Origin of the sequence: Microbacterium tenebrionis (genome assembly GCF_020682665.1) — a bacterium.
Lineage (GTDB): Bacteria > Actinomycetota > Actinomycetes > Actinomycetales > Microbacteriaceae > Microbacterium > Microbacterium tenebrionis.
Genome location: NZ_JAGTTM010000001.1, coordinates 457,242 through 479,495, shown reverse-complemented (window position 1 = coordinate 479,495; position 22,254 = coordinate 457,242). Strand labels below are relative to the sequence as shown.

Annotated in this window: 18 protein-coding genes and 1 pseudogene; 15 read left to right on the top strand and 4 right to left on the bottom strand. The window is 67.4% G+C overall.

Annotation, left to right across the window (positions count from 1 at the left end):
* Positions 1–19 precede the first annotated feature (19 nt).
* A complete protein-coding gene (locus KEC56_RS02420; RefSeq protein ID WP_227529661.1) occupies positions 20–892 on the top strand; it encodes an N-acetylneuraminate synthase family protein in 873 nt (290 codons plus the stop codon).
* Between the two features lie 4 nt (positions 893–896).
* Complete coding sequence (locus KEC56_RS02415; RefSeq protein ID WP_227529660.1) at positions 897–2,282, top strand: DUF6716 putative glycosyltransferase; 1,386 nt, start codon at positions 897–899, stop codon at positions 2,280–2,282.
* Positions 2,283–2,407: 125 nt separating this feature from the next.
* Here the strand turns inward: KEC56_RS02415 and KEC56_RS02410 are convergent, their stop codons facing one another.
* Positions 2,408–3,367, bottom strand: coding sequence for a hypothetical protein (locus tag KEC56_RS02410; RefSeq protein ID WP_227529659.1), 960 nt, complete (start codon positions 3,365–3,367; stop codon positions 2,408–2,410).
* 138 nt (positions 3,368–3,505) lie between these two features.
* Here KEC56_RS02410 and KEC56_RS02405 point away from each other — a divergent pair, with 138 nt between their 5' ends.
* The 5 genes from KEC56_RS02405 (at position 3,506) to rplI (ending at position 6,311) form a co-directional block, all read left to right on the top strand.
* Positions 3,506–4,510, top strand: a complete 1,005-nt coding sequence (locus KEC56_RS02405) for a cation diffusion facilitator family transporter (RefSeq protein WP_227529658.1) — start codon at positions 3,506–3,508, stop codon at positions 4,508–4,510.
* 153 nt (positions 4,511–4,663) lie between these two features.
* Positions 4,664–5,032, top strand: a complete 369-nt coding sequence (rpsF, locus tag KEC56_RS02400; protein WP_147038991.1) for a 30S ribosomal protein S6 — start codon at positions 4,664–4,666, stop codon at positions 5,030–5,032.
* Between the two features lie 5 nt (positions 5,033–5,037).
* Complete coding sequence (locus KEC56_RS02395) at positions 5,038–5,544, top strand: single-stranded DNA-binding protein (protein ID WP_175987729.1); 507 nt, start codon at positions 5,038–5,040, stop codon at positions 5,542–5,544.
* A gap of 45 nt (positions 5,545–5,589) precedes the next feature.
* Positions 5,590–5,844 (top strand): 30S ribosomal protein S18, encoded by a 255-nt coding sequence (gene rpsR, locus KEC56_RS02390; protein ID WP_071641238.1) that lies wholly within the window; start codon positions 5,590–5,592, stop codon positions 5,842–5,844.
* 14 nt (positions 5,845–5,858) lie between these two features.
* A complete protein-coding gene (gene rplI, locus KEC56_RS02385; protein ID WP_227529657.1) occupies positions 5,859–6,311 on the top strand; it encodes a 50S ribosomal protein L9 in 453 nt (150 codons plus the stop codon).
* A gap of 105 nt (positions 6,312–6,416) precedes the next feature.
* Here rplI and KEC56_RS02380 read toward each other — a convergent pair whose 3' ends face one another.
* Positions 6,417–7,736, bottom strand: coding sequence for a chaplin family protein (locus tag KEC56_RS02380; protein ID WP_227529656.1), 1,320 nt, complete (start codon positions 7,734–7,736; stop codon positions 6,417–6,419).
* 93 nt (positions 7,737–7,829) lie between these two features.
* Entirely contained in the window at positions 7,830–8,942 is a 1,113-nt protein-coding gene (locus KEC56_RS02375; RefSeq protein WP_227529655.1) for a hypothetical protein, read from the bottom strand.
* Positions 8,943–9,298: 356 nt separating this feature from the next.
* On the opposite strand from KEC56_RS02375, the gene dnaB reads away from it, so the two are divergent.
* From dnaB to KEC56_RS02360, 3 genes and pseudogenes are all read left to right on the top strand, one after another.
* Positions 9,299–12,034: a replicative DNA helicase gene (gene dnaB / locus KEC56_RS02370; RefSeq protein ID WP_308012990.1), complete on the top strand. Its 2,736-nt coding sequence runs from the start codon at positions 9,299–9,301 to the stop codon at positions 12,032–12,034.
* Positions 12,035–12,293: 259 nt separating this feature from the next.
* Positions 12,294–12,899: a type I restriction-modification system subunit M N-terminal domain-containing protein gene (locus tag KEC56_RS02365; RefSeq protein ID WP_227529654.1), complete on the top strand. Its 606-nt coding sequence runs from the start codon at positions 12,294–12,296 to the stop codon at positions 12,897–12,899.
* A 46-nt stretch (positions 12,900–12,945) separates the two neighbouring features.
* Positions 12,946–14,131 (top strand): annotated as a pseudogene (locus KEC56_RS02360) (IS3 family transposase).
* A gap of 412 nt (positions 14,132–14,543) precedes the next feature.
* Here KEC56_RS02360 and KEC56_RS02355 read toward each other — a convergent pair.
* Positions 14,544–15,743 carry an ROK family transcriptional regulator gene (locus KEC56_RS02355; protein ID WP_227529653.1) on the bottom strand — a complete coding sequence of 400 codons (1,200 nt, stop codon included), beginning with the start codon at positions 15,741–15,743 and terminating at the stop codon, positions 14,544–14,546.
* A gap of 89 nt (positions 15,744–15,832) precedes the next feature.
* Here KEC56_RS02355 and KEC56_RS02350 point away from each other — a divergent pair, with 89 nt between their 5' ends.
* The 5 genes from KEC56_RS02350 to KEC56_RS02330 are packed head-to-tail and all read left to right on the top strand — an operon-like array spanning position 15,833 to position 22,214.
* Entirely contained in the window at positions 15,833–17,104 is a 1,272-nt protein-coding gene (locus tag KEC56_RS02350; RefSeq protein WP_227529652.1) for an extracellular solute-binding protein, read from the top strand.
* Positions 17,104–18,060, top strand: coding sequence for a carbohydrate ABC transporter permease (locus KEC56_RS02345; protein WP_227529651.1), 957 nt, complete (start codon positions 17,104–17,106; stop codon positions 18,058–18,060). Before KEC56_RS02350 ends, KEC56_RS02345 begins: the two co-directional genes overlap by 1 nt.
* A complete protein-coding gene (locus KEC56_RS02340; RefSeq protein ID WP_227529650.1) occupies positions 18,057–18,896 on the top strand; it encodes a carbohydrate ABC transporter permease in 840 nt (279 codons plus the stop codon). The genes KEC56_RS02345 and KEC56_RS02340 overlap by 4 nt, the downstream gene beginning before the upstream one ends.
* Positions 18,897–18,898: 2 nt before the next feature.
* On the top strand, positions 18,899–20,491 hold the full coding sequence (locus KEC56_RS02335; RefSeq protein ID WP_227529649.1) for a glycoside hydrolase family 66 protein: 1,593 nt from the start codon (positions 18,899–18,901) through the stop codon (positions 20,489–20,491).
* Positions 20,478–22,214, top strand: a complete 1,737-nt coding sequence (locus tag KEC56_RS02330; protein ID WP_227529648.1) for a glycoside hydrolase family 13 protein — start codon at positions 20,478–20,480, stop codon at positions 22,212–22,214. The genes KEC56_RS02335 and KEC56_RS02330 overlap by 14 nt, the downstream gene beginning before the upstream one ends.
* Positions 22,215–22,254: the final 40 nt, after the last annotated feature.

The window sequence follows — 22,254 nt, the reverse complement described above, 5'->3', positions numbered from 1 at the left end:
CTCGACGACAGGAGGCGACATGACCGTCAGCATCGGATCGCGCGTGATCGGCGGAGGCCGGCCCACGTACGTCATCGCGGAGATCGGCCTGAACCACAACGGCGACGTGGAGATCGCGAAGCGGCTCATCGACGTCGCCGCGAACGCCGGCGCGAACGCCGTGAAGTTCCAGAAGCGCACGCCCGAGATCGCCACCCCGGAGCACATGCGCGACGTCCCGCGCGAGACGCCGTGGGGCACCATGAGCTATCTCGACTACCGCCGCCGCGTGGAGTTCGGCCGCGACGAGTACATCGAGGTCGGCGACTACGCCACGATGCGCGGGCTCGACTGGTTCGCGTCGCCGTGGGATGTGCCGAGCGTCGAGTTCCTCGAGGAGCTGAACGTCGTCGCCCACAAGGTCGCGTCCGCCAGCCTCACCGACATCGAGCTGCTCGAGGCGCTGCGGGCCACGGGCAAGCCGATCATCCTCTCCACGGGCATGTCGACGCCCGAGCAGATCGACCGGGCGATGCAGACGCTCGACACCGATCGGGTCATCCTCATGCACGCCACCTCGACCTACCCGATGGAGCCCGAGGAGGCCAACCTCCGCGTCATCACGACGCTCCGCGACCGGTACCCCGGCGTTCCGATCGGCTACTCCGGCCACGAGCGCGGACTGCAGATCTCGCTTGCGGCCGTCGCCCTGGGCGCGGTCGCGGTCGAGCGGCACATCACGCTCGATCGCACGATGTGGGGATCGGACCACGCGGCATCCCTCGAGCCTGGTGGTCTCGAGCACCTCGTGCGCGACATCCGCATCATCGAGACAGCGATGGGCGACGGCGTCAAGCGCGTCTTCCCGGGCGAGCAGGCTCCGATGGCGAAGCTGCGCCGGGTGGGCGTCTGAGTCCATGAACGCGGAGCTTCGCGTCGTCGCGATCGCGGATGCCGACTCCTTCGTGAAGTGGTCGGCGGCGCTGCTGGATGCGGTGCCCGGCATCAGCCGGCACATGCTGCTCGTGCGGACGCCGCTGACGGTCAGCCGCGAGCAGGAGCACATGGCTCTGGCCGGTACCGTCTTCGGCACCGATTCGGTCACACGCCTGGGGTTCGACGAGCTCACCGGATGGCTGAACGGACACCTGCCCGACGTCGTCGTCCTCGCCGGGAGGGGACCGTTCGTGCGACTCGTCGCCCGGGTCATCGACCGCCTGAGGCGGCGGCCGGTCGTCGTGAGCGGCCTGCCGGGGATGTCGATCCCGGCGCTGCGCGGAGCACTGGAGTATCGCCGCGAATCCGACCTGCTCGTGCTGCACTCGCACCGCGAGATCCGGGCGTTCGAGGTTCTCGCCGACCGGCTCGGCCTCGTCGTGCCGATGGCCCTCGCCACCCTCCCCTATGCGCGGCCGGCTTCGGCGCGGGGTGCGCGCGGGCGGGCGTCGCGGGGCAGGGCGGAAGGTTCGGATGCCGTCGGCACACCCCGTTCGCACTCCGGCGGCGTGCTCGTGGCCGAGCGCGAGCGTCGGGGCACGGATCTCGTGTTCGCCGCGCAGGCGCTCGTTCCGGCGCAGCGTCACGAGCGGGAGGAGCTCGCCTGTATCCTGCGGCGCGCGGCTGAAGCGCGGCCGAACCGGCGGGTCGTCGTGAAGCTGCGCTCGCGGCCGGGGGAGGCCGAGACGCACCTCGAGCGCGATGCGTATGCCGAGCTGCTCGCGAACAGGCCCGCGAACCTCGTGCTGTCGTACGAGCCGATGGCTCTCGCGCTCGCGCGCGCCGAAGGACTGGTCACCGTCAGTTCGACGGCGGCGGTCGAGGCGATCGCCCGCGGCGTCCCGGTCATCGCGCTCGACACGTTCGGTGTCGAGAAGCGGCTCCTGAACACCGTGTTCACGGGCAGCGGCCTGCTCGCCGGGGCGGATGACGTGGTCGCGCGCCGGTTCCGGCATCCCGACCCCGCGTGGATGCAGGACAACTACTTCCACGCCCCCGAGCAGTCGGAATGGTGGATGCGCGTCGAGGAGCTCGTGATGCTCCGCCGGGGCGGAGCGCTGCCGGCGAAGACCGTGCCGACCGGACGCGGGGGAGCGCTGCGCGCCGCCTGGCATCGCAAGAGCGTGCTGGGTTCGGAAGACCGCTCGCTCGCGGGAGCCGTGGCGCTCGGCGTCGGGGCACCTCTGGTCGACGGCATCCTCGGGATGCGCCGTGCGCGCGGCCGCGCCGGCGAAGACACCTGGTCGGATGCCACGACCGACTACACGCTCGAACCCCGCCCGCAGCGCGACCCCGTCCGCCGCTGAGCATCCGCCCCACCTACCCGCCGCTACCCGTCGCCCTCACGAGACGGGGTTTGCGGCACGAGACCCGGGTCACCCACACGCGTTTCATGCTGCAGACCCCGTCTCACGCTCGGAGGCGTCGCTGTTCAGCGGTTGATCTCGTCGTCGTCCCAGTTCAGCCACGAACCTTCCCGGATCGGCAGCGCCTCGATCGCCGGATCCGCGCAGATCGCGCGGACCAGTTCGCGCGAGCCGGCCACGATCGTCGAGTCGTAGTCGATCTCGCTCACCATCACCCAGGCGAGGTCTTCGGGCCACAGGATGCTGGGATGCTCCGCGTCGGGGGCGAAGCCGCGCGCTTCGGCCTCGTGATCGCGCCAGGGCACGTCGAGGATCCAGTCGGGGTGCGCGAACGCCGAAGGGGCGGCGCTGAAGAGCACGTGCGAGCGGTCGGGCAGCTCGAGCCGAGGCCCTTTGGAGATCTCGTCGGAGAGGATGCCGGGGTGCCACCGGGGCTTGCGGAACGGGTTCTCGAAGCTCGTCTTCAGGCTGCTCCACCCGGACGGTTCGGGGAGCGGGCCGTCGCTGAACTCGAAGAACCCGCGACCGTTGCCGCCGCGTCCGCCGAGCAGCCCGCCCCAGCCCTCCCAGACCGCGACGAATCCCGCGTCCGGAGTCGAGGTGTGCGCGATGAGTGGCACGGAGAGGGCGGCAAGCAACGAAGGGGGCATCCGGCCCTCACCCGGACCGGTGTACTCGCGTCCGTCCGGTGCGATGCGGACGTCGCCGTCGCGCGGAGTGCGGACGAGCGGGTACCACTGCGCGAGCGCGTGCATGGTCGTGCCGAACACCTCGGCAGTGTCGGCCCACGTGATCTCTTCGTCGATCACGAGCTCCATCAGGTGCTGCTGCTCGGCATCCGGCATCCGGACCCAGTCGTCCATCGGCGGCATCGCACGATCCGGCAGCGACCGCACCTGTGCCGGGTGGAACACCCGTGCATACGCCTCGTACCCGTGCGGCACGAAGTGGTGCATCGACCAGTCCTCGTCCAGGCGCTCGCACAGCCACCCACCCGCCGTCGCCGGGTCCGAGATCCATTCCATGCCGCTCACGCTACCCGCCGCCCATGCGAGACGGGGTTTGCAGCACGAGACCCGCGTCACCCACACCCGTCTCATGCTGCAGACCCCGTCTCACGCATTCGGCGATGCGCGGAGCAGCACCAGGCGTACCCTGGGCGAGTGACGGTGCTCATCGCCTTCCTCGCCAACGTCCTCGTCGCGATCGCCAAGACGGTCGCGGCGATCATCACGTCCTCTGCCTCCATGGTCGCCGAGGCCGCGCACTCGTGGGCGGATGCCGGCAACGAGATCTTCCTGCTCATCGCCGACCGTCAGGGAGCGCGCAAGAAGGATGAGCGGCATCCGCTCGGCTACGGCCGCAGCGCGTTCGTCTGGTCGCTGATCGCGGCATTCGGCATCTTCACCGCCGGGGCGATCGTGTCGATCATGCACGGTATCCAGGAGCTCGGCTCCGACGAGCCCGTCGAGAGCCCGGTGATCGCGTACATCGTGCTCGGCATCGCGTTCGTGCTCGAGGGCGCGTCGTTCACGCAGGCGGTCATCCGCTCGCGCCGTCTGGCGCGCGAGCGGGGCTCCTCGACCTGGGACTTCGTGATCGAGACGAGCGATACGACGCTGCGGGCAGTGTTCTTCGAGGATGCTGCGGCGCTGATCGGCCTCGTGATCGCCGGTGGCTCCATCGCGATCCATGAGGCCACGGGCGAGGCGATATGGGATGCCGTCGGCTCGATCCTCGTCGGCATCCTGCTGGCGGTCGTCGCGGTGCTCCTCATCGGGCGCAACCTGGCGTTCATCGTCGGAACCAGCGCTTCGCCCGAGCTGCGCTCGCGCGTCGGGCGGGCGCTGCTGGAGGATCCGGCGATCGAACGGGTCACCTACCTGCACATCGAGTACGTGGGTCCGAATCGGCTGTTCATCGTCGCCGAGATCGACCTCTCCGGTGACGAGCGCGAGCACGACGTCGCCCGCCGGCTGCGGGAGGTCGAGCGGCAGATCGAGGCGCACGAGGTGGTCGAGACCGCCGTGCTGTCGCTTTCCGTCGACGACGAGCCGTCTCTGGATTTCGGCCGCGACGCTGAGGCTCTCGATTACAGCGCCACGTTGCGTGCCGGCGCTGCGACCGACCTCGTCGACCCGGGTGTGGTCGACGGCGCGCAACGATGACCCGGTTCGCGACACGCCCGCAACTGAAGTAGACTTCTGTGGTTGTCTGCCCTCCGGACCGCACTCTGCGGCGAGAATGGCCGGCACGTGCAACACACCCTCCTGCTTCCGGGAAAGTCTCGGAAGCCGTTCAAGTCCGAAGGAGGTGGGTAAGTGACGCACCAGTACGAACTCATGGTCATTCTGAACCCTGAGATCGACGAGCGCCAGGTCGCACCCACGCTCGACAAGTTCCTGAAGGTCATCACCAACGATGGCGGTTCTGTGGACAACGTCGACGTCTGGGGCAAGCGCCGGCTCGCGTACGAGATCCAGAAGAAGAACGAGGGCATCTACGCCGTCGTCAACTTCACCGCAACCAGCGAGGCCACGCAGGAGCTCGACCGTCAGCTCAAGCTGAACGAGCAGATCATGCGCACCAAGGTCCTCCGCGCTGAAGAGGCACAGGCGATGATCGCGTCTGAGGCCAAGCGCTCCGAAGAGAAGGCTGCCCGCAAGGCGGCCAAGGCTGCGAAGGCTTAAGGCTCATGGCCGGCGAAACCGTCATCACCGTGGTGGGCAACCTCACGGCCGACCCCGAACTGCGCTACACGCAGAACGGGCTGCCGGTGGCGAACTTCACCATCGCGTCGACCCCGCGGACCTTCGACCGTCAGGCGAACGAGTGGAAGGACGGCGAAGCGCTGTTCCTCCGTGCGTCCGTGTGGCGCGAGTTCGCCGAGCACGTGGCAGGGTCACTGACCAAGGGCATGCGCGTCATGGCGCAGGGCCGGTTGCGTCAGCGCTCCTACCAGGACCGTGAGGGCAACAACCGCACGGCCATCGAGCTCGAGGTCGACGAGATCGGTCCGTCGCTGCGCTACGCGACCGCTCAGGTCACCCGCGCGGCATCCGGTGGAGCCGGTGGCGGCGGCGGACAGCGTCCGGCGCAGCAGCAGCAGGTGTCGGAGGAGCCGTGGTCCACGCCCGGTTCCTCGACGAGCGCGGATGCCTGGAGCACTCCGGGCAGCTTCGGCGACGACACCCCGTTCTAACAACTTCTGGATGCCTCGGCATCCGTTCATCCCAAAGGAAAAACCATGGCTGGAAAGTCGAGCGGCGACCGCCGCAAGCCGCGGAAGGGTGGCAAGCCCACCGCTCCCGCGAAGTCGATCCGGGTCGGCGTCATTGACTACAAGGACGTCGCGACCCTTCGCAAGTTCATCTCGGAGCGTGGAAAGATCCGCGCCCGTCGTATCACCGGAGTCTCGGTGCAGGAGCAGCGTCTGATCGCCAAGGCGATCAAGAACGCGCGCGAGATGGCTCTCCTGCCCTACGCCGGCGCTGGCCGCTAAGGGGTACCGGACAAATGGCAAAGCTGATTCTCACGAACGAGGTCGCCGGGCTCGGAAGCGCCGGTGACGTTGTCGAGGTCAAGAACGGGTACGCCCGCAACTACCTCATCCCCCAGGGCTACGCGACCGCGTGGACCCGTGGTGGCGCCAAGCAGGTCGAGTCCATCCAGGCCGCCCGCAAGGCCCGTGCGATCCACGACCGCGAAGAGGCCGTGGCGCTCAAGGACAAGATCGAGGCCGCGAAGGTCCGCCTGACGGTCAAGGCCGGCAACGGCGGTCGACTGTTCGGCTCGGTCAAGACCGAGCACGTCGCCGACGCCGTCGAGGCCGCAGGCCTCGGCAGCATCGACAAGCGCAAGGTGACCATCACCTCGCCGATCAAGTCGACGGGTGACCACGAGGCCACCGTGCGTCTGCACGAGGACGTCGTCGCCGTCATCGCCCTTCAGGTCGTCGCCGCCAAGTAAGCGGCAAGGCTGGACGGATGCCCCGGAGTCTTCGGACTCCGGGGCATCCGTCGTTTGCGTGCGACATGCATCCGCTGGGGACGGATGCCAGTCACCGGATGGGGATCAGCCGGTGACCTTGCGTCGCAGCAGCCCGGCTCCGATCAGGAGCAGCGCCGCGGCGAGCAGAGCCGGTGCGACAGAGATGTCCACTCCGGTGGTGGCGAGCATGCCGCCGTCTGCTGTCGCGATGGCGCCGCCCTGCCCACTGGGGATGGGTGCGGAGCCGGGGTCTTCGCCCGGCATCGCGCCGGGATCTGTGCCGGGGTGGGTGCCCGGGTCTGTGCCGGGATCCGTTCCCGGGTCGGTTCCGGGGTCCGTTCCCGGGTCGGTGCCGGGGTCCGTTCCCGGATCGGTGACCGTCGAGTCTCCGATGATGCCGATGGCGTTGCCGCCGAGCGTGACCGGGATCGAGATCGGGGCGACGATCTGCGTGCCCCCGAGGAGCGAGTCGAGCCCGCTCGTGACCGGATCAGTCCGCGTGGCCGGTGCAGGGGCCGCCTGACCACCGTCGCCGATCACCGCACTGGTGCCTGCGACGCTGATCGCGTTACCGGTCGCCGTCACGGGTGCTGTGACCGGTGCGACGACCTGGGTGCCGCTGGCGACACTGTCGGTTCCGTCGGTGGATGCCGCGGGAGCGGTGCTGTCGGCCGGGGTCGTTGCCGCGGGGGTCGACGCCTGCGTCACATCGCTGTCGCCGAGTACTCCGATCGCGTTACCGGTCGCCGTCACGGGTGCTGTGACCGGTGCGACGACCTGGGTGCCGCTGGCGACACTGTCGGTTCCGTCGGTGGATGCCGCGGGAGCGGTGTTCTCGGCCGGAATGGTGGCCGCCGGTGTCGACGCCTGCGTCACATCGCTGTCGCCGAGTACTCCGATCGCGTTCCCCGTGACCGTCACGGGCACGTTCACGTCGACGAGTGCCTGCGTGCCGCTGAGCACGCCGTCCACGCCCGAGGTGGTGGCGGACGGCGAACTCGGCGCCGGTTCGGCAGGTGGCGTCTGTGCGGGCGACGACTCCGCGACGTCGGATGTGCCGAGGGCGCTCACGGCGTTCCCCTCGACGACGACCGGAACATCGACGGTGACCACCGCCTGTGTACCGGATGCCGTGCCGTCCGAGCCGCTGGTCGTGGTGGACGGGGCGGGCGCGGATGACGCGGGGGCCGCGGCCGGTGCGGCATCCGCTGAAGACGTCCCGAGCAGCGAGATGGCGTTTCCCGTCACATCGACAGGGACGTCGACGGGCACGAGCGCCTGCGTTCCGGAGAGGAGGCCGTCCTCTCCGTCGGTCTCCGCCGCGTTCGCGGCGGTGGCGCCGAGCAGGGTGATCCCGCCGGCGATGGCGACGCCCCAGAGGGCGCGCTTGACGAATGTGCGCATGATGTTTCAGCTCCTGACTGATCGTTTCGGATGGCGCGTGCGCGATCGACGGCACGCGTGTGCATGTCACCCCGAAAGGTGACCCGATCCTGATCAGTCGGGTGAGGCGTCGGTCTCGAAGACCGGAGCGGATGGCAGGTCGTCGTCTGTCGGACCGCGCCCGCCGAGCAGCGATCGAGTGGTGGCGGATGCCGCGAACGTGTCAGCGGCATCCGTGACGACCCCACCGCCCCCGCCGACCGGTGCAGCCGAAGCCGGCACAGCGGACGGTGCGTGAGCGGCAGGCACGGGTGCGCCGGGGAAATCGGTCTCGTTCGAGACGAGAGCATCCGCGGAAGCCTCGACGCGCTGGGCGTCGAGGAAGAGCTGTGCGGTGATCGAGGCGGACAGCGACGGGCTGCCGGCGGATGCGCTGAGCACCGACGCCTGGGCGGCGGGGGCGGCATCCGGCTGCGCGGCCGGTTTCTGGTCCGTCACGGCGGGATCGGGCGGATCCTGGACGGTCGAGTCATGGACGGGCGAACGCGGCGCGACCGGGTCCGGATCGCCTGGTGCCGACGGGACGGCGCGATCCACGACGTCGACCGCGGCGGGGACGACGGCCTGGGCGGTGCGGCCGAGCGAGGCTGTCGTCGCGTCGAGCGCTGCGGTGGCTTCGGCGACGGCATCCGCAACGGAGAGCTCGTCGAGCAGGTCGCCGACGACCGGCACGGAGCGCGCGGTCTCGACGACGGGATCCGTGAGCCGCGAAGCCGGAGAGTCCTGGAGAAGATCGGTCACCGGCGCTGTGACGGTCGGGGGGACCTCGACGACGGCATCCGAAACCGGTGCGACGGCAGCGGGGACGACATCGCGGACGACAGGAACGGCCTGAACCGTGGTGGACACGGCGGCCGAGACCGGCGCGGCCGCTGCCGGGAGGGTCTCGGTGACGGCAGGGGCGACATGATCGACTGCGGGGAGCACGACGTCGTCGACGACGGCGCCCGCGATCTCGGCGCCAGCGCCGACCGTCGACCCGACGACCGAGGTGAGGCTGTCGAGGGGGCCGCCGGGATTCTCTTCGGCGTGCGCGGTGCCCGTGGACGAGAGCAGGGTGAACGCGGCCCAGCCGAGCACGGCGAAAGCCCCCCATGCGAAACCGCCCCTGACGCGGCGAGATGCGATGGTCTTCACGTTCACCTCCCCCTCCGAGGGAAACGTCATCGACGAAACCTGTGTCGCGGCCGACCATACCCCCGGGGCAGCCGTGTGTCCAGGGGCACTCGGGTTCACCGGGTGATCCGGCGGGCGAATCACGGCCGGGAACGCGGGACGCGCCCGGGGAAAGTCAAGGCTTGACTTTCCCCAAGTTGTACACATGACGCACCGGCGGGGGAAACCTTCAAGGAGTCGTTGAAGCAGGTTTTCATCCACAGCCTGAGGAAACCGAAAAGCCCAGTTCCCGCGGCATAAAATAACTTCGCATCTCCGGTCAGCACAGGGTTATCCACATCGGTTCTGCACAGACACTCCGAAGTTGTTCGCATCCTCTCCACATAGTTATCCACAGGCCGTTTTGCATGGGGAAAATGCGACTCCTAGCGTGGACGGGCGACGAGATGTCGGTGGTGCGTGGTTCGCTCGAAGTGGCCGCGGAACGCATCCGCTGTCGCCGGGTCGGGAGCATCCTTGACCTCACTGCCAACCGCACCGAAGGGAGCCCCGTGTCGATCGCCGACATCTCTGAGGAGCGCATGGGTGGGCAGCGTCAGCCGGAACGCACCCCGCCGCACGATCTCCTCGCCGAACAGAGCGCGCTGGGCGGCATGCTGTTGTCGAAGGACGCCGTCGCCGACGTGATCGAGACGCTCAAGGGCGCCGACTTCTACATCCCCAAGCACGAGCTCATCTTCGAGGCGATCCTCTCGCTGTACTCGCACGGCGAGCCGACCGACGTCGTGGCCGTCACTGACGAGCTCATCAAGACCGGCGAGCTCGGTCGCGCGGGCGGTGCCGACTATCTGCACACGCTGACCTCGATCGTGCCGACGGCCGCGAATGCCGGCTACTACGCGGGCATCGTGTCGGAGCGCGCGATCCTGCGCCGCCTGGTGGATGCCGGCACCCGCATCGTGCAGCTCGGCTACGACGGCCAGGGCGACGCGACCGACATCGTCAACAACGCGCAGGCCGAGATCTACTCGGTCACCGGCACGCAGGAGGCCGAGGACTACGTCCCGCTGACCGTGGCGGTGGATGCCGCGGTCGAGGAGATCGAGGCGGCCAGCGGCCGCGACGGCTCGATGACCGGCGTCCCCACCGGGTTCAAGGAGCTCGACGAGCTCACCAACGGCCTGCACGGCGGTCAGATGATCGTCGTCGCGGCGCGCCCCGCTATGGGCAAGGCGCTCGCCCTCGACACGCCTCTGCCCACTCCTACCGGGTGGACGACGATGGGCGAGGTGCAGGTCGGCGACGAGCTGTTCGACGCCGACGGACGCCCGACGCGCGTCGTCGCGGCGACAGAGGTCATGCTCGATCGCACCTGCTACGAGGTCGAGTTCTCCGACGGCTCGACGATCATCGCGGATGCCGAGCACCAGTGGCTGACCGAGACCAGGGCGACGCGTCGCTCGCCCGCAGGCGGATCCGCGGTCATCACGACCGAGCAGATCCTCGAGACGCTTACGGTCGGCGCCGACGAGCGGGCGAACCATTCGATCCCCAACGCGGCACCGCTTCGCGCAGCCGAGGCAGAGCTTCCCATCCCGCCGTACGCGCTCGGCGCGTGGCTGGGCGACGGGCACAGCGCCGGCGCACGGCTGACGAGCGAGTCCGACGAGATCCCCGGATTCGTTCGGGATGCCGGCGTCCGCGTCGAGGCGCGCGGGGGGATGCTCTACTCGCTCAAGCTCGCCGAGCGCCCTGTGCTCGTGCGCGAGTGCGAGGTGTGCGGTGCCGAGTTCACAGCACGGCACCCGCACGTGCGCACCTGCGGTCGCACGTGCGGTCCGAAGAACAAGGGCGCGCATCCCGAGCGGCTTTCGTGCCCCGACTGCGGTGAGCCGTTCTCCGGCGAGGCGCAGGTCTGCGCGAGTTGCTACCGCGACCACGGGTCGTTCACGGCGCTGCTGCGCGGCCTCGGCGTGCTCGGCGACAAGCACGTGCCGCAGCAGTATCTGCGCGCATCCACTCGTCAGCGCCGCGAGCTGCTCGCAGGTCTCATGGACACCGACGGCACGGTCGTCAAGGGCGTCGGGTCGTGCCAGTTCGCCGTGACGAGCAAGCACCTGGCTGACACCGTGTACGAGCTCATCGTCAGCCTCGGCTACAAGTGCGGGCGGACGACGAAGCAGGTGGCGGGCCGGTCGGAGGAATCGTCGACCTCCTACATCCTCAACTTCTCCACGGTCGACGACGTCTTCCGCCTCGAGCGCAAGCGCCAGTTGCACGAGCAGGAGCGTCCGGTGAGCCTGGTGCGCATCGGGCGACGCTACGTGAAGGCAGTGCGTCCGGTGGAGAGCGTGCCCGTGCGCTGCGTCCAGGTCGACAACGCCGACCACCTGTACCTCGCGGGTGAATCGATGATCCCGACGCACAATTCGACACTGGCTCTGGATTTCGCGCGCGCTGCGGCGATCGGCCACAACCAGCCCGCCATCTTCTTCTCACTCGAGATGGGCAAGAGCGAGATCGCGATGCGTCTGCTCAGCGCCGAGGGCGCGATCCCGCTGCAGCACATGCGCAAGGGAACGCTCGACCCGCGAGACTGGACGACGGTCGCCGCGACCCGCGGTCGCATCAACGACGCCCCGCTGTACATCGACGACTCTCCGAACATGACGCTCGTCGAGATCCGCGCCAAGTGCCGCCGGCTCAAGCAGCGCGCGGGGCTCAAGATGGTCGTGATCGACTACCTGCAACTGATGACGAGCGGCAAGCGCGTCGAGTCGCGTCAGCAGGAGGTCTCGGAGTTCTCACGTGCCCTGAAGCTGCTGGCGAAGGAGCTGCAGGTTCCGGTCATCGCGCTGTCGCAGCTGAACCGCGGCTCGGAGGCCCGGCAGGACAAGAAGCCGCAGATCAGCGACCTGCGCGAGTCGGGATCGATCGAGCAGGATGCCGACATGGTGATCCTGCTGCACCGCGACTCGGTCTACGACAAGGACGTGCGTCCTGGCGAGGCCGACCTCATCGTCGCCAAGCACCGCAACGGTCCGACGGCGACGCTTCAGGTCGCGTTCCAGGGCCACTACTCGCGCTTCGCCGACATGGCGCCCGGCGACTTCGGAGGCGGCGGGGGCGGCGACTTCAACTAGATGTGGGTGTGGGCTCAACGTGAGTTCGGCAACACCCACCGCTAACTTGGCAGGAATGCCGAGTTTGTCTGGCTGTGGTTGAAGAACGACACGGGGTCGTCACCGGTCGCTCGTGAGGCATCTCCGCGTGACGGGTTTGATCGACATCGAGAGTAGTTAGTAACGCGGCTCGGGCGGCACATCACGATTCGCGGTCCGTGCGCCAGGATAGGGAGATGAGGCCTGATCGGTCTCGTCGAGCTGTCAGGAGTCCCCGCCGTTGGTCAATCACGTCAACTTCATCTGGAACATCGCGGAGTCGCTGCGTGGCCCGTTCAAGCCCGCGGAGTACGGATCGGTTGTCCTTCCGTTCACGGTGTTGCGGCGACTGGATGCTGTGCTCGCGGAGACCAAGCCGAAGGTGCTGAACGTCGCGAAGACGACGGAGTTGATGCCCGACATGCTGCGGCATCTCCGACTGACCGAGACGGCCGGGCACCAGTTCTACAACACCAGCCCGTTCGACTTCTCGAAGCTCGTCGCCGACCCGCAGGATCTTCGCGCGAACCTGTCGGCCTACCTCGCGGGGTTCTCGGAGAACGTCCGTGACATCTTCGAGCGCTTCGAGTTCGACAAGACGCTGAACAAGCTGGCTGAGAAGAACAAGCTGTTCGCGGTGACGGAGATCCTCATGAAGCTGTGGCTGCTGGAGCAGAACCACCCGCATCAGTTCCGCGATCTTGTCGGGACAAGCGCGGACCAGCGTTCGCAGCTGCTCGCTGATTGGGAGGCTGACTCTGAGGACGTGCCTGCGGAGATTGCCGCCTGGGCGAACGAGCCACCCAAGGCCTCGGACGTCGTGGGGGACTGCTGCACGAGTAGGTGACATCTGATCTGGCTTGCCCGAGGGGTTGGCCTGGAAGGATGTTGCTGTGCCCAAGCCCTACCCGAGCGAGTTTCGTGACGACGTGTTGCGCGCAACCGCGAGCCCGGCGTGACAATCGAGCAGATCGCGAAAGACTTCGGGGTTCACCCGATGACGTTGCAGAAGCGGTTGCGTCGTGCTGATGTCGACGAGGGCGCAAAGCCGGGCCACTCTCGGGCTGAGGCAACCGAATTGCGGGAGGCGCGCAAACGGATCCGGCTGCTGGAGCAGGAGAACGAGGTCCTGCGGCGGGCGGCGGCGTATCTGTCGCAGGCGAACCTGCCGGGAAAAGGCTCTACCCGCTCGTGAGAGAGCTCGCCGTTGACGGGGTTCCCGTCGTGGTGACGTGTCGGGTGCTCAAGCTCTCTCGCCAGCCCTACTACCGCTGGCTGGCTGAGCCTGTCACCGCGAGCGAGGTGGCGGAGGCGTATCGCGCGAACGCGTTGTTCGACGCGCACCGGGATGACCCGGAGTTCGGGCACCGGCTCCTCGCCGACGAGGCCCGCGACAACGGTGAGCCGATGTCGGACCGGACGGCGTGGCGGATCGCTTCGAGCAATGGCTGGTTCAGCGCGTTCGGGAAGCCCAAGCGGGGCAAGGCCCGTAGGCCAGGGCCGCCCGTTCACGACGACCTGTGCGCCGTCGTCGACGAGCACGGCCGCACTCGGCACGTCTTCGCCGCCGATGCGCCGAACCAGCTGTGGCTGACGGACATCACCGAGCACAAGACCGCCGAAGGCAAGCTCTACCTCTGCGCGATCAAGGACGTGTTCAGCGGCCGGATCGTCGGTTACTCAATCGACTCGCGAATGAAGTCCCGTTTGGCCGTCCAGGCGCTCGACAACGCCGTCGCCATGCGCGGCGACGTCTCCGGCTGCGTGGTCCACTCTGACCGCGGCTCTCAATTCCGAAGCAGGAAGATGCTCCGCGCCCTGGCCCGTCATCGCATGGTCGGAAGCATGGGAAGAGTCGGGTCCAGCGGGGACAATGCCGCTATGGAGAGCTTCTTTGCGTTGCTGCAGAAGAACGTCCTCAACCGCCGGTCCTGGACCACCCGGGATCAGTTACGCATCGCGATGGTCACCTGGATCGAACGCACCTACCACCGCCGCCGACGCCAGGCACGCCTGGGCCGTTTGACGCCCATCGAGTTCGAGACCATCATGAACACGACCGTCGCATTGGCGGCGTGACTACAACCTGTCACCTACTCGTGCAGCAGTCCCTGGAGTGGGTGGATCGCTATGTCTCCTTTGCCGCGGCGACGGTGGCCACGCTTCAATCAGCGGCGGTTCTGGATGACGAGCAGAGCTCTCTTCTAGCCCAGCTGACCGATGCGAGCAGCGTGATGCGAGCGCGGAGGCCATCCAACGGCTGGTCGATGTGCCCTCGACCGGAGATGAGGACGTTGCACGGCACCTTGCGACCGCGATCGTGGGTGATCGATCAGACCAGGCCCTGGATTCTCCGCAGACGTTGGCGGTGAAGCGTGCGGATCTCAGATCGGCGATGAGCTCCTCGCTCCTGGACGAGTTTGTCCTCGGGGCGCTCTCGGTGCAGCACGTCCCATGGCTCGCGGCTTCCTTCCCCGAGGTTCTCGCGGCTCTACGTAGCGGGAGACGGCTTTCGGCGGTTCCGATTGCGTACGTAGCCTTGGATGGCGACGACGGCTGCGCCCCGACACCAGCTTTCGTTGCCGCCAGGGACCAGCTCGACGCGCACCGCGGATGCGCGAGGATCTCTGTTCTCCTCGATGCCGGCCAGCATGGCATCGTGGGCGACGGTTGCCAGTCCGACACCTTCCCCGCCGATGACCACCAGGTCGGGCGCGGTCAGGTTTGCGACGGCTGCGATGAGCGCTCCCAGTGCTCTCCCGGACGCGTCGAGGATGCGAGTGACGGCCGGTTCTCCCGCGGCCGCCAGTTCCAGGACCTCGTCCCACAGCACCTCCCGCCCGAGTGCCGTCGAGACGTCGCGCTCGATCGCAGGGACGGTCAGCATCGCCTCAGCGCAGCCACGGTGGCCCCTTCTGCAGAGCGGGCCGAGCGGGTCCAGCGGCCAGTGACCTACCAGGCCGACTCCTGAGTCGGCGTTGCTGAGCAGCCGGCCGTTCGCGATACACCCGTAGCCGATGCCCACCCCGAGGGTGAGGGTGGCGAAGTTCGAGTGACCGGTGCCTTCGCCGAACCAGTGTTGTGCTTCGGTGAACGCGGCCAAGTCGTTGGCGGCAAACGCGGGGATGGCAAGTTCGCCTTCCACCAAGGTGGCTAGTGGCACGTTCGTCCACTCCAGGAACGGAGCGCTGCTGACCGTCCCGTCTGCGTCGACGACACCGCCCAGTCCGATGCCGATAGCGTCGATCGGATAAGCATCAGCGGCCCTTCGCGCGAGGCGTACGATCTGGGCCGTGACGGCCGCAGGATCACGAGAGCCCAGTGGTTCCTCCTGGTACTCGATGACCTCCGCGCGCAAGTCGGTGATGGCACTGGCGATCTGGTCGCCCGACAGCTTCACCCCGAGGAAGTGGTGCGCGTCGGGAACGACATCCAACGGGATCGAGGGGCGTCCGGCGCCGCGCTTGATTGCGTGCGGAGCTTCGATGAGCAGGCCCGCGTTGATGAGCTCCGTGCTGATGCGTGTCAGCGTCGCGGGGGCGAGGTCCAGACGCCTGGCAATCTCGGATCGCCCGAGTGGTCCGTGCAGCAGCACCTCGAGTGCTACCGCCTGCGCGAGCTCGTCAGTCGGCTGCCACGCCATCATCGGCCTTTCTTCCACGGCGAAGGAATATGTCTTCGAAGCCAGCATATACGTACGTCTTGACGCGATCTTTTTTCCTGTGATGAAATAAGCACGCGGTCAACCCGTGGCCGCTCCTGACAATGGAGACACTTGCAATGAGGCAATCACGTTTCGCCGCCACTGGCGCATTCGCGCTCGCTGGCGTCCTGGTGCTCGGCGGATGCGCGGCGTCCGGCGGCAGTGCTGATGAGCCCGTCACTCTCACGTTCTGGGGAACGTATGGCAACGGTGGGAACAGTGCGCAGACCGAGGTCCTGGAGAACGAGCTGATCCCCGCCTTCGAGAAGGCGAACCCGGGCATCGAGGTCGACTACGTCGACATGCCGTACGACGGTCTGAAGCAGAAGCTCACCACCAGCGCGGCAGGCGGCGAGCTCCCCGACCTGATCCGCTCCGACATCGGATGGGTGGCGCAGTTCGCCGAGCTCGGCGTGTTCAAGCAGCTGGACGGCCAGATGCCCGACTTCGAGGATCTCGCGAACGCGGTGTACCCCGGCACCCTGCAGACGACATCCTGGGACGGTCACTACTACGGTCTCCCGCTGAACACCAACACGCGGGTTCTGGTCGCCAACCAGAGCGCGTTGGACGCTGCCGGGGTCGCGGCCCCGCCGGCGACGTTCGACGAGTTGCGTGCCCTGGCTGCCGGGCTGGCGGGGAAGGGGATCGCCGCGTTCGCCGACAGCGGGCTGAACGCGTGGAACGTGATGCCGTGGATCTGGTCGGCAGGTGGTGACATCGCCGACGAGGACCTCACCACCTCGACCGGCTATCTCGACTCCGACGAGAGCGTGGCCGGCGTGCAGCTGCTGGTCGATCTGTACCAGGACGGCGCCATCCCGAACCTGATCACGGGCAACACCGGCGCGACGTCCACCAGTGACGGACTGCCGTCGGGCGAGTACGCCACGATCCTCGACGGGCCTTGGATGCAGGACATCTGGGCGGGTCAGTATCCGGACTTCACTCCGATATACGCACCCGTTCCCGCGGGTGACGGCGGGTCGATCAGTGTTGTGGGTGGTGAGAGCATCGTGGTCACCGAAGCCACCGAGCACGCCGACGCGGCGTACAAGTTCGTCGAGTTCACGCAGTCCGAGGAGTACCAGCTCGGCATGGCCAAGGCCGGCCAGATGACGGTCAAGCCCGAGTTCGCGGCCGCGCAGGCCGAGATCGCCCCCTACTACGAGGCGTTCTCCAACCAGCTCGAGACCGCGCGTGCACGCCTCCCCATCCCGCAGGCCGGCGAGGTCGACACCATCCTGAACACCGAACTCGTCCCGGCCTTCGAAGGCGAAGTCTCCGTGAAGGAGGCGCTGACCGCAGCAGCCAAGCAGATCGACGCCCTGCTCGCAGAAAACCAGTGATGACCGTACTCGAGCACCGACAGCGCGGGGCGGCTCCGGCCGCCCCGCGCCCCGAACCACCCACCCCGCGGCGTCGCCGCCAGGTGTCCCTGACGCCCTACCTGTTCCTGCTGCCTGGCGTGATGCTGTTCGGGTTGTTCATCCTGTACCCGATCGTGCAGGCCGCACAGATGAGCTTCTACGACTGGAACATCCTCCGCGGCTCCGCCAGCGAGTTCATCGGACTCGACAACTACATCCGCGCGTTCCAGGACGACCGATTCTGGCTCAGCCTCAGTAACAGCGGCATCTACATGCTCCTCACGGTGCCACCGCAGATCATCCTCGGCCTTGCCGTCGCGATGCTGCTGCGGTCGAAAGCACCCGCGCAGCCGCTGTTCAGGGTGCTGTTCTACCTGCCGGTGGTCACCAGCTGGGTCGTTGTCTCCCTGCTGTTCAAGTATCTGTTCGCCGACGAAGGCCTCATCAACTACACCCTCGGTGATCTGCTCCACCTCACCGACGGCGACACCTCCTGGCTGTCCGGACGGTGGACCGCGATCGTCGCGATCTGCGCGCTCGGAGTGTGGAAAGGCGTCGGCTGGTCCATGATGATCTTCCTGGCCGCGCTGCAGGGCGTGCCCCAGTCGCTCGAGGAAGCGGCACGCGTCGACGGCGCAGGATGGTGGCAGCGCTTCCGCGCCGTCACACTGCCCGCGATCTGGCCGGCCATGATCTTCGTCATCGTCATGCTCGTCATCGGCGGGTTCAACGTCTTCACCTCCGTACTGCTGATGACCGGGGGCGGACCCGGCGGGCAGACCGAGGTGCTGCTGACCTACATGTACCAGCAGGCGTTCTCCGACCTCGACTTCGGATACGGTTCCGCGCTCGCGGTCATCCTGACGGTCATCGTCTTCGTGGCTTCCGTCATTCAGCTCCGCGCGTTCCGCGACCGAGACGGAGACGCCGCATGACCGCTAAGACCTCCCGTCGCGCCCTGACGTCGCTGCGCGTCGTTGTCCTCATCGTCGGCGCGATCGTCATGGTGACGCCGTTCCTGTACATGCTGTCGACGTCGTTCAAACCGCAGGCGTACGTTCTGACCACGCCGCCGCAGTTCATCCCCGACCCGTTCACGTTCGACAACTACGTCCAAGCCTGGACGACGCAAGACTTCTCCCTCTATGCGATGAACTCGCTCATCGTTGCGGTCATCGCGACCGGGCTGTCGGTGCTGTTCAGCTCGATGATGGCGTACGCCTTCACCCGGTTCGAGTTCCCCGGCCGCGAATGGATCTTCCGGATTCTCCTGATCGGGCTGATGGTGCCCGCGATGATGCTGATCATCCCGCAGTTCGTGCTCGCCAAGTACTTCGGGCTGCTCGACTCGCTGGCCGGACTGATCGTCTTCTACGTCGCCGGATCGCTCGCCCTGAACACATTCCTGCTGCGCGGATTCTTCGCCGCGTTGCCTGCAGAGCTGGATCAGGCAATGCAGATGGACGGCGCGAATGCGTGGACCCGGTACTGGAAGCTCGCGCTCCCGCTTGCCCGGCCTGCGCTGGCCACCGCGACCATCTTCACCTTCCTCGCCTGCTGGGACGAGTTCGCGTGGGCGCTGACCATCATCAACAGTCCGCAAAACCGCACGCTGCCGATCGCGATCCAGCTCTTCCAGGGTCAGAACGCCACCCAGTGGGGGCTCGTGTTCGCCGCTTCCGTCATCGCGATCATCCCCGTCATCGTCGTCTACCTGATCTTCCAACGCCACTTCGTACAGGGCCTCACCTCCGGGGCCGTCAAAGGATGAACATGCCGCTCACCCTCCTGCCCACCCGCGCGAGCTACGGTCTCGCCGACCCGATCCACATCGAGGTCCGCGACGCCGAAGCACCGCTCGACGGAACTCTCACCGTCTGGAGGCTCGGAGAGCTGGTGCATACGCAGCCGCTCCAGCCGGGCCCCATCCAGACATTGCCGGACCTTGCGGCGGGCGGTTACGGCATCGAACTCGACGGCCCCGTGGGCACGGCCCGCACCGCCGTAGAGGTCACCGCCGATCCCCGATCGCGTCTGCGCTATGGTTTCGTCGCGTCCTACAACCCGGGGAAGGACGTTGGCGCGGTCGCCGACTTCGCCCGCCGGCTGCACCTGAACGGTATCCAGTTCTACGACTGGGCGTACCGGCACGCCGACCTGCTCGGTGGCGGCGAACAGTACGACGACGCGCTGGGCCAACCGATCACCCTCTCGACCGTTCGGGAGCTCGTCGCGGCGCTCCGTGACGCGGGCTCAGCATCCTACGGATACGCCGCGGTGTATGCGGTCGGGCCGAATGAATGGCCCGACTGGCAGCAGCATGCGCTTCTCCGCCCGACCGGTGAACCCTACGCGCTCGGCGACTTCCTCTTCATCCTCGACCCGGCAGCCCCCGAGTGGTTGGCACACTTCACCGCCGACCTGACCGCCTCGGTCGACACGGTGGGCTTCGACGGCTTCCACCTGGATCAGTACGGCTACCCGAAGCATGCGGCCACCCCCGACGGGACCGCCGTCGATGTCGCCGCCTCCTTCACGCGCCTGATCGACGACGTGCGGCAGGCCCTACCCGACAGCCGCCTCATCTTCAACAACGTCAACGACTTCCCCACCTGGGACACCGCATCAGCGCCTCAGGACGCGGTCTACATCGAACCATGGAAACCGGTCGTCACGCTGCAGGCACTGGCGAACGTGGCCACACGTGCTCGCGCCGTCGCCAGCGGACTGCCGGTGGTGCTCGCCGCCTACCAGCACACCTACGACCTCGCGCCCGCCGAGGCCTCCGACCGCGCGGCCGCGTTCACCATGGCCACGCTGCTCTCCCACGGTGCCACCCAGCTGCTGGCCGGTGAGCACGGCAAACTGCTCGTGGACCCGTACTACGTCCGCAACCACGACGCTGAGCCGGACACCGTAGAGTTCCTCACCCGCTGGTACGACTTCGCCGTCGAACACGACGCGCTGCTGCTCGACCCGAGCATCGTCGATGTCACCGCCTCCTACGTTGGGGACTACAACGACGATCTGGACGTCACGTACGACGGAGTCGAGGTGACCGAGACCGCGGTCGCGGGTTCCGTGTGGCGACGTGTCACCCGCACCAGTGAGGGAACAGTCGTTCACCTCATCAACCTGGTCGGTCAGGACGACATCCTCTGGGACGCACCGCGCAACACGCCGGGGGCGACCGGAGAAGGAGAATTGCGGTTCAAGTTCGTCCGCGGACAGATCCCACGCGTTCGCGTTGCCGACCCGGACCACACTCCTCGGCTCGTCGACGTCCCCATACGTCTCGACGGCGACCACGCCGTCGCCACCCTTCCCGCACTCAACATCTGGCAGGTCGTGCATGTCGCTCTCTGAAATCCTCGTCGCCGAGAACGCCGCTTCAGCATCGTCCGAGTGGTGGAAACGCGCGGTCGTGTACCAGGTGTACCCCCGCAGCTTCCAGGACAGCGACGGTGACGGCATCGGCGACCTGCGTGGCATCCTGCAGCGCCTGGACCACCTCGAACGCCTCGGCATCGACGTCATCTGGCTCTCTCCGATCTACCGCTCCCCACACGCCGACAACGGGTACGACATCAGCGACTACCAGGACATCGACCCCGCGTTCGGCACGTTCGACGACTTCACCGAACTCCTCGACGCCGTCCACGCCCGGCGCATGAAGTTGGTCATGGATCTCGTCGTCAACCACACCTCCGACGAGCACCCCTGGTTCCTCGAATCCCGCTCGAGCCTCGACAACCCGAAACGCGACTGGTACTGGTGGCGGCCGGCCCGGGCAGGGCACCACCCGGGTGAGCTCGGCGCGGAACCTACCAACTGGGAATCGTTCTTTTCCGGCCCCACCTGGACGCTCGACGAACGTACCGGCGAGTATTACCTCCACCTGTTCGCTAAGAAGCAGCCAGACCTCAACTGGGAGAACCCCGAGGTCCGCGAGGCCGTCTACGCCATGATGCGGTGGTGGCTGGACCGCGGCGTCGACGGATTCCGCATGGACGTCATCAACCTGATCTCCAAGCACCCCGGGCTGCCCGACGGGACAGTCACCGAGGGCAAGACATACGGTGACGGATTTCCGCACTATTCGGCGGGACCGCGGCTGCACGAATACCTGCAGGAGATGCGGCGGGAAGTCTTCGACGGCAGGGGTGCGCTGCTGACCGTCGGGGAGACCCCGGGCGTCACCACCGAGGAGGCGGCGCTGTTCTCCGACCCGGCACGACGCGAGCTCGACATGGTGTTCCAGTTCGAACACGTCAGCCTCGACCACCAAGACGGGAAGTTCCGGCCACGCGAGCTCGAACCCGGCGAACTCGCCGGCTCCTTCACCACTTGGCAAGACGCGCTCGCCCAGGTCGGTTGGAACAGTTTGTACCTCGCGAACCACGACCAGCCACGTCCAGTCAGCCGCTTCGGGGACACGGCCGAGTGGTGGCGTGAATCGGCCACCGCATTGGCGACCGTCCTGCATCTGCAGCGTGGAACGCCCTATGTCTACCAGGGCGAAGAGCTCGGGATGACCAACGCGCCGTTCGACCAGATCGGCGACTACCGCGACGTCGAATCTCTCAACCACTTCACCGACGCGGTCGGGCGGGGCGAGCAGCCCGACGCTGTGATCGCCGGGCTGCTGCGAATGAGCCGCGATCACGCCCGCACCCCCGTGCAGTGGGACGACAGCTTCAACGCAGGTTTCACGGACGGGAGGCCGTGGATCCGGGTGAACCCGAACCACACCCGCATCAACGCTCTTGCGCAGTACGACGACCCGGGCTCCGTGTTCGAGCACTATCGGGCGTTGATCGAGTTGCGCCACCGGCTCCCGGTCGTCGCCGACGGCGACTTCGTGCGACTGGACGCCGGCACCCCGGCGGTGTTCGCGTTCCAACGGACCCTCGACAACGAGCGCCTGCTCGTCGTCGCCAACCTCTCCTCGTCCGCCGTGACCCCGCTGCTGCCCGACGCGATCCGCGAGGAGTGGCACGATGCCCGGCTTGTGTTGACGAACCTGGCCGGCGAACGCGACGTCGATGCAGCACTGCACCCCTGGGAAGCGAAGGCCTACACGCGTTAAGTCGCCCCAACCTCGGTCTGGGCAACCGAAACGACAACGA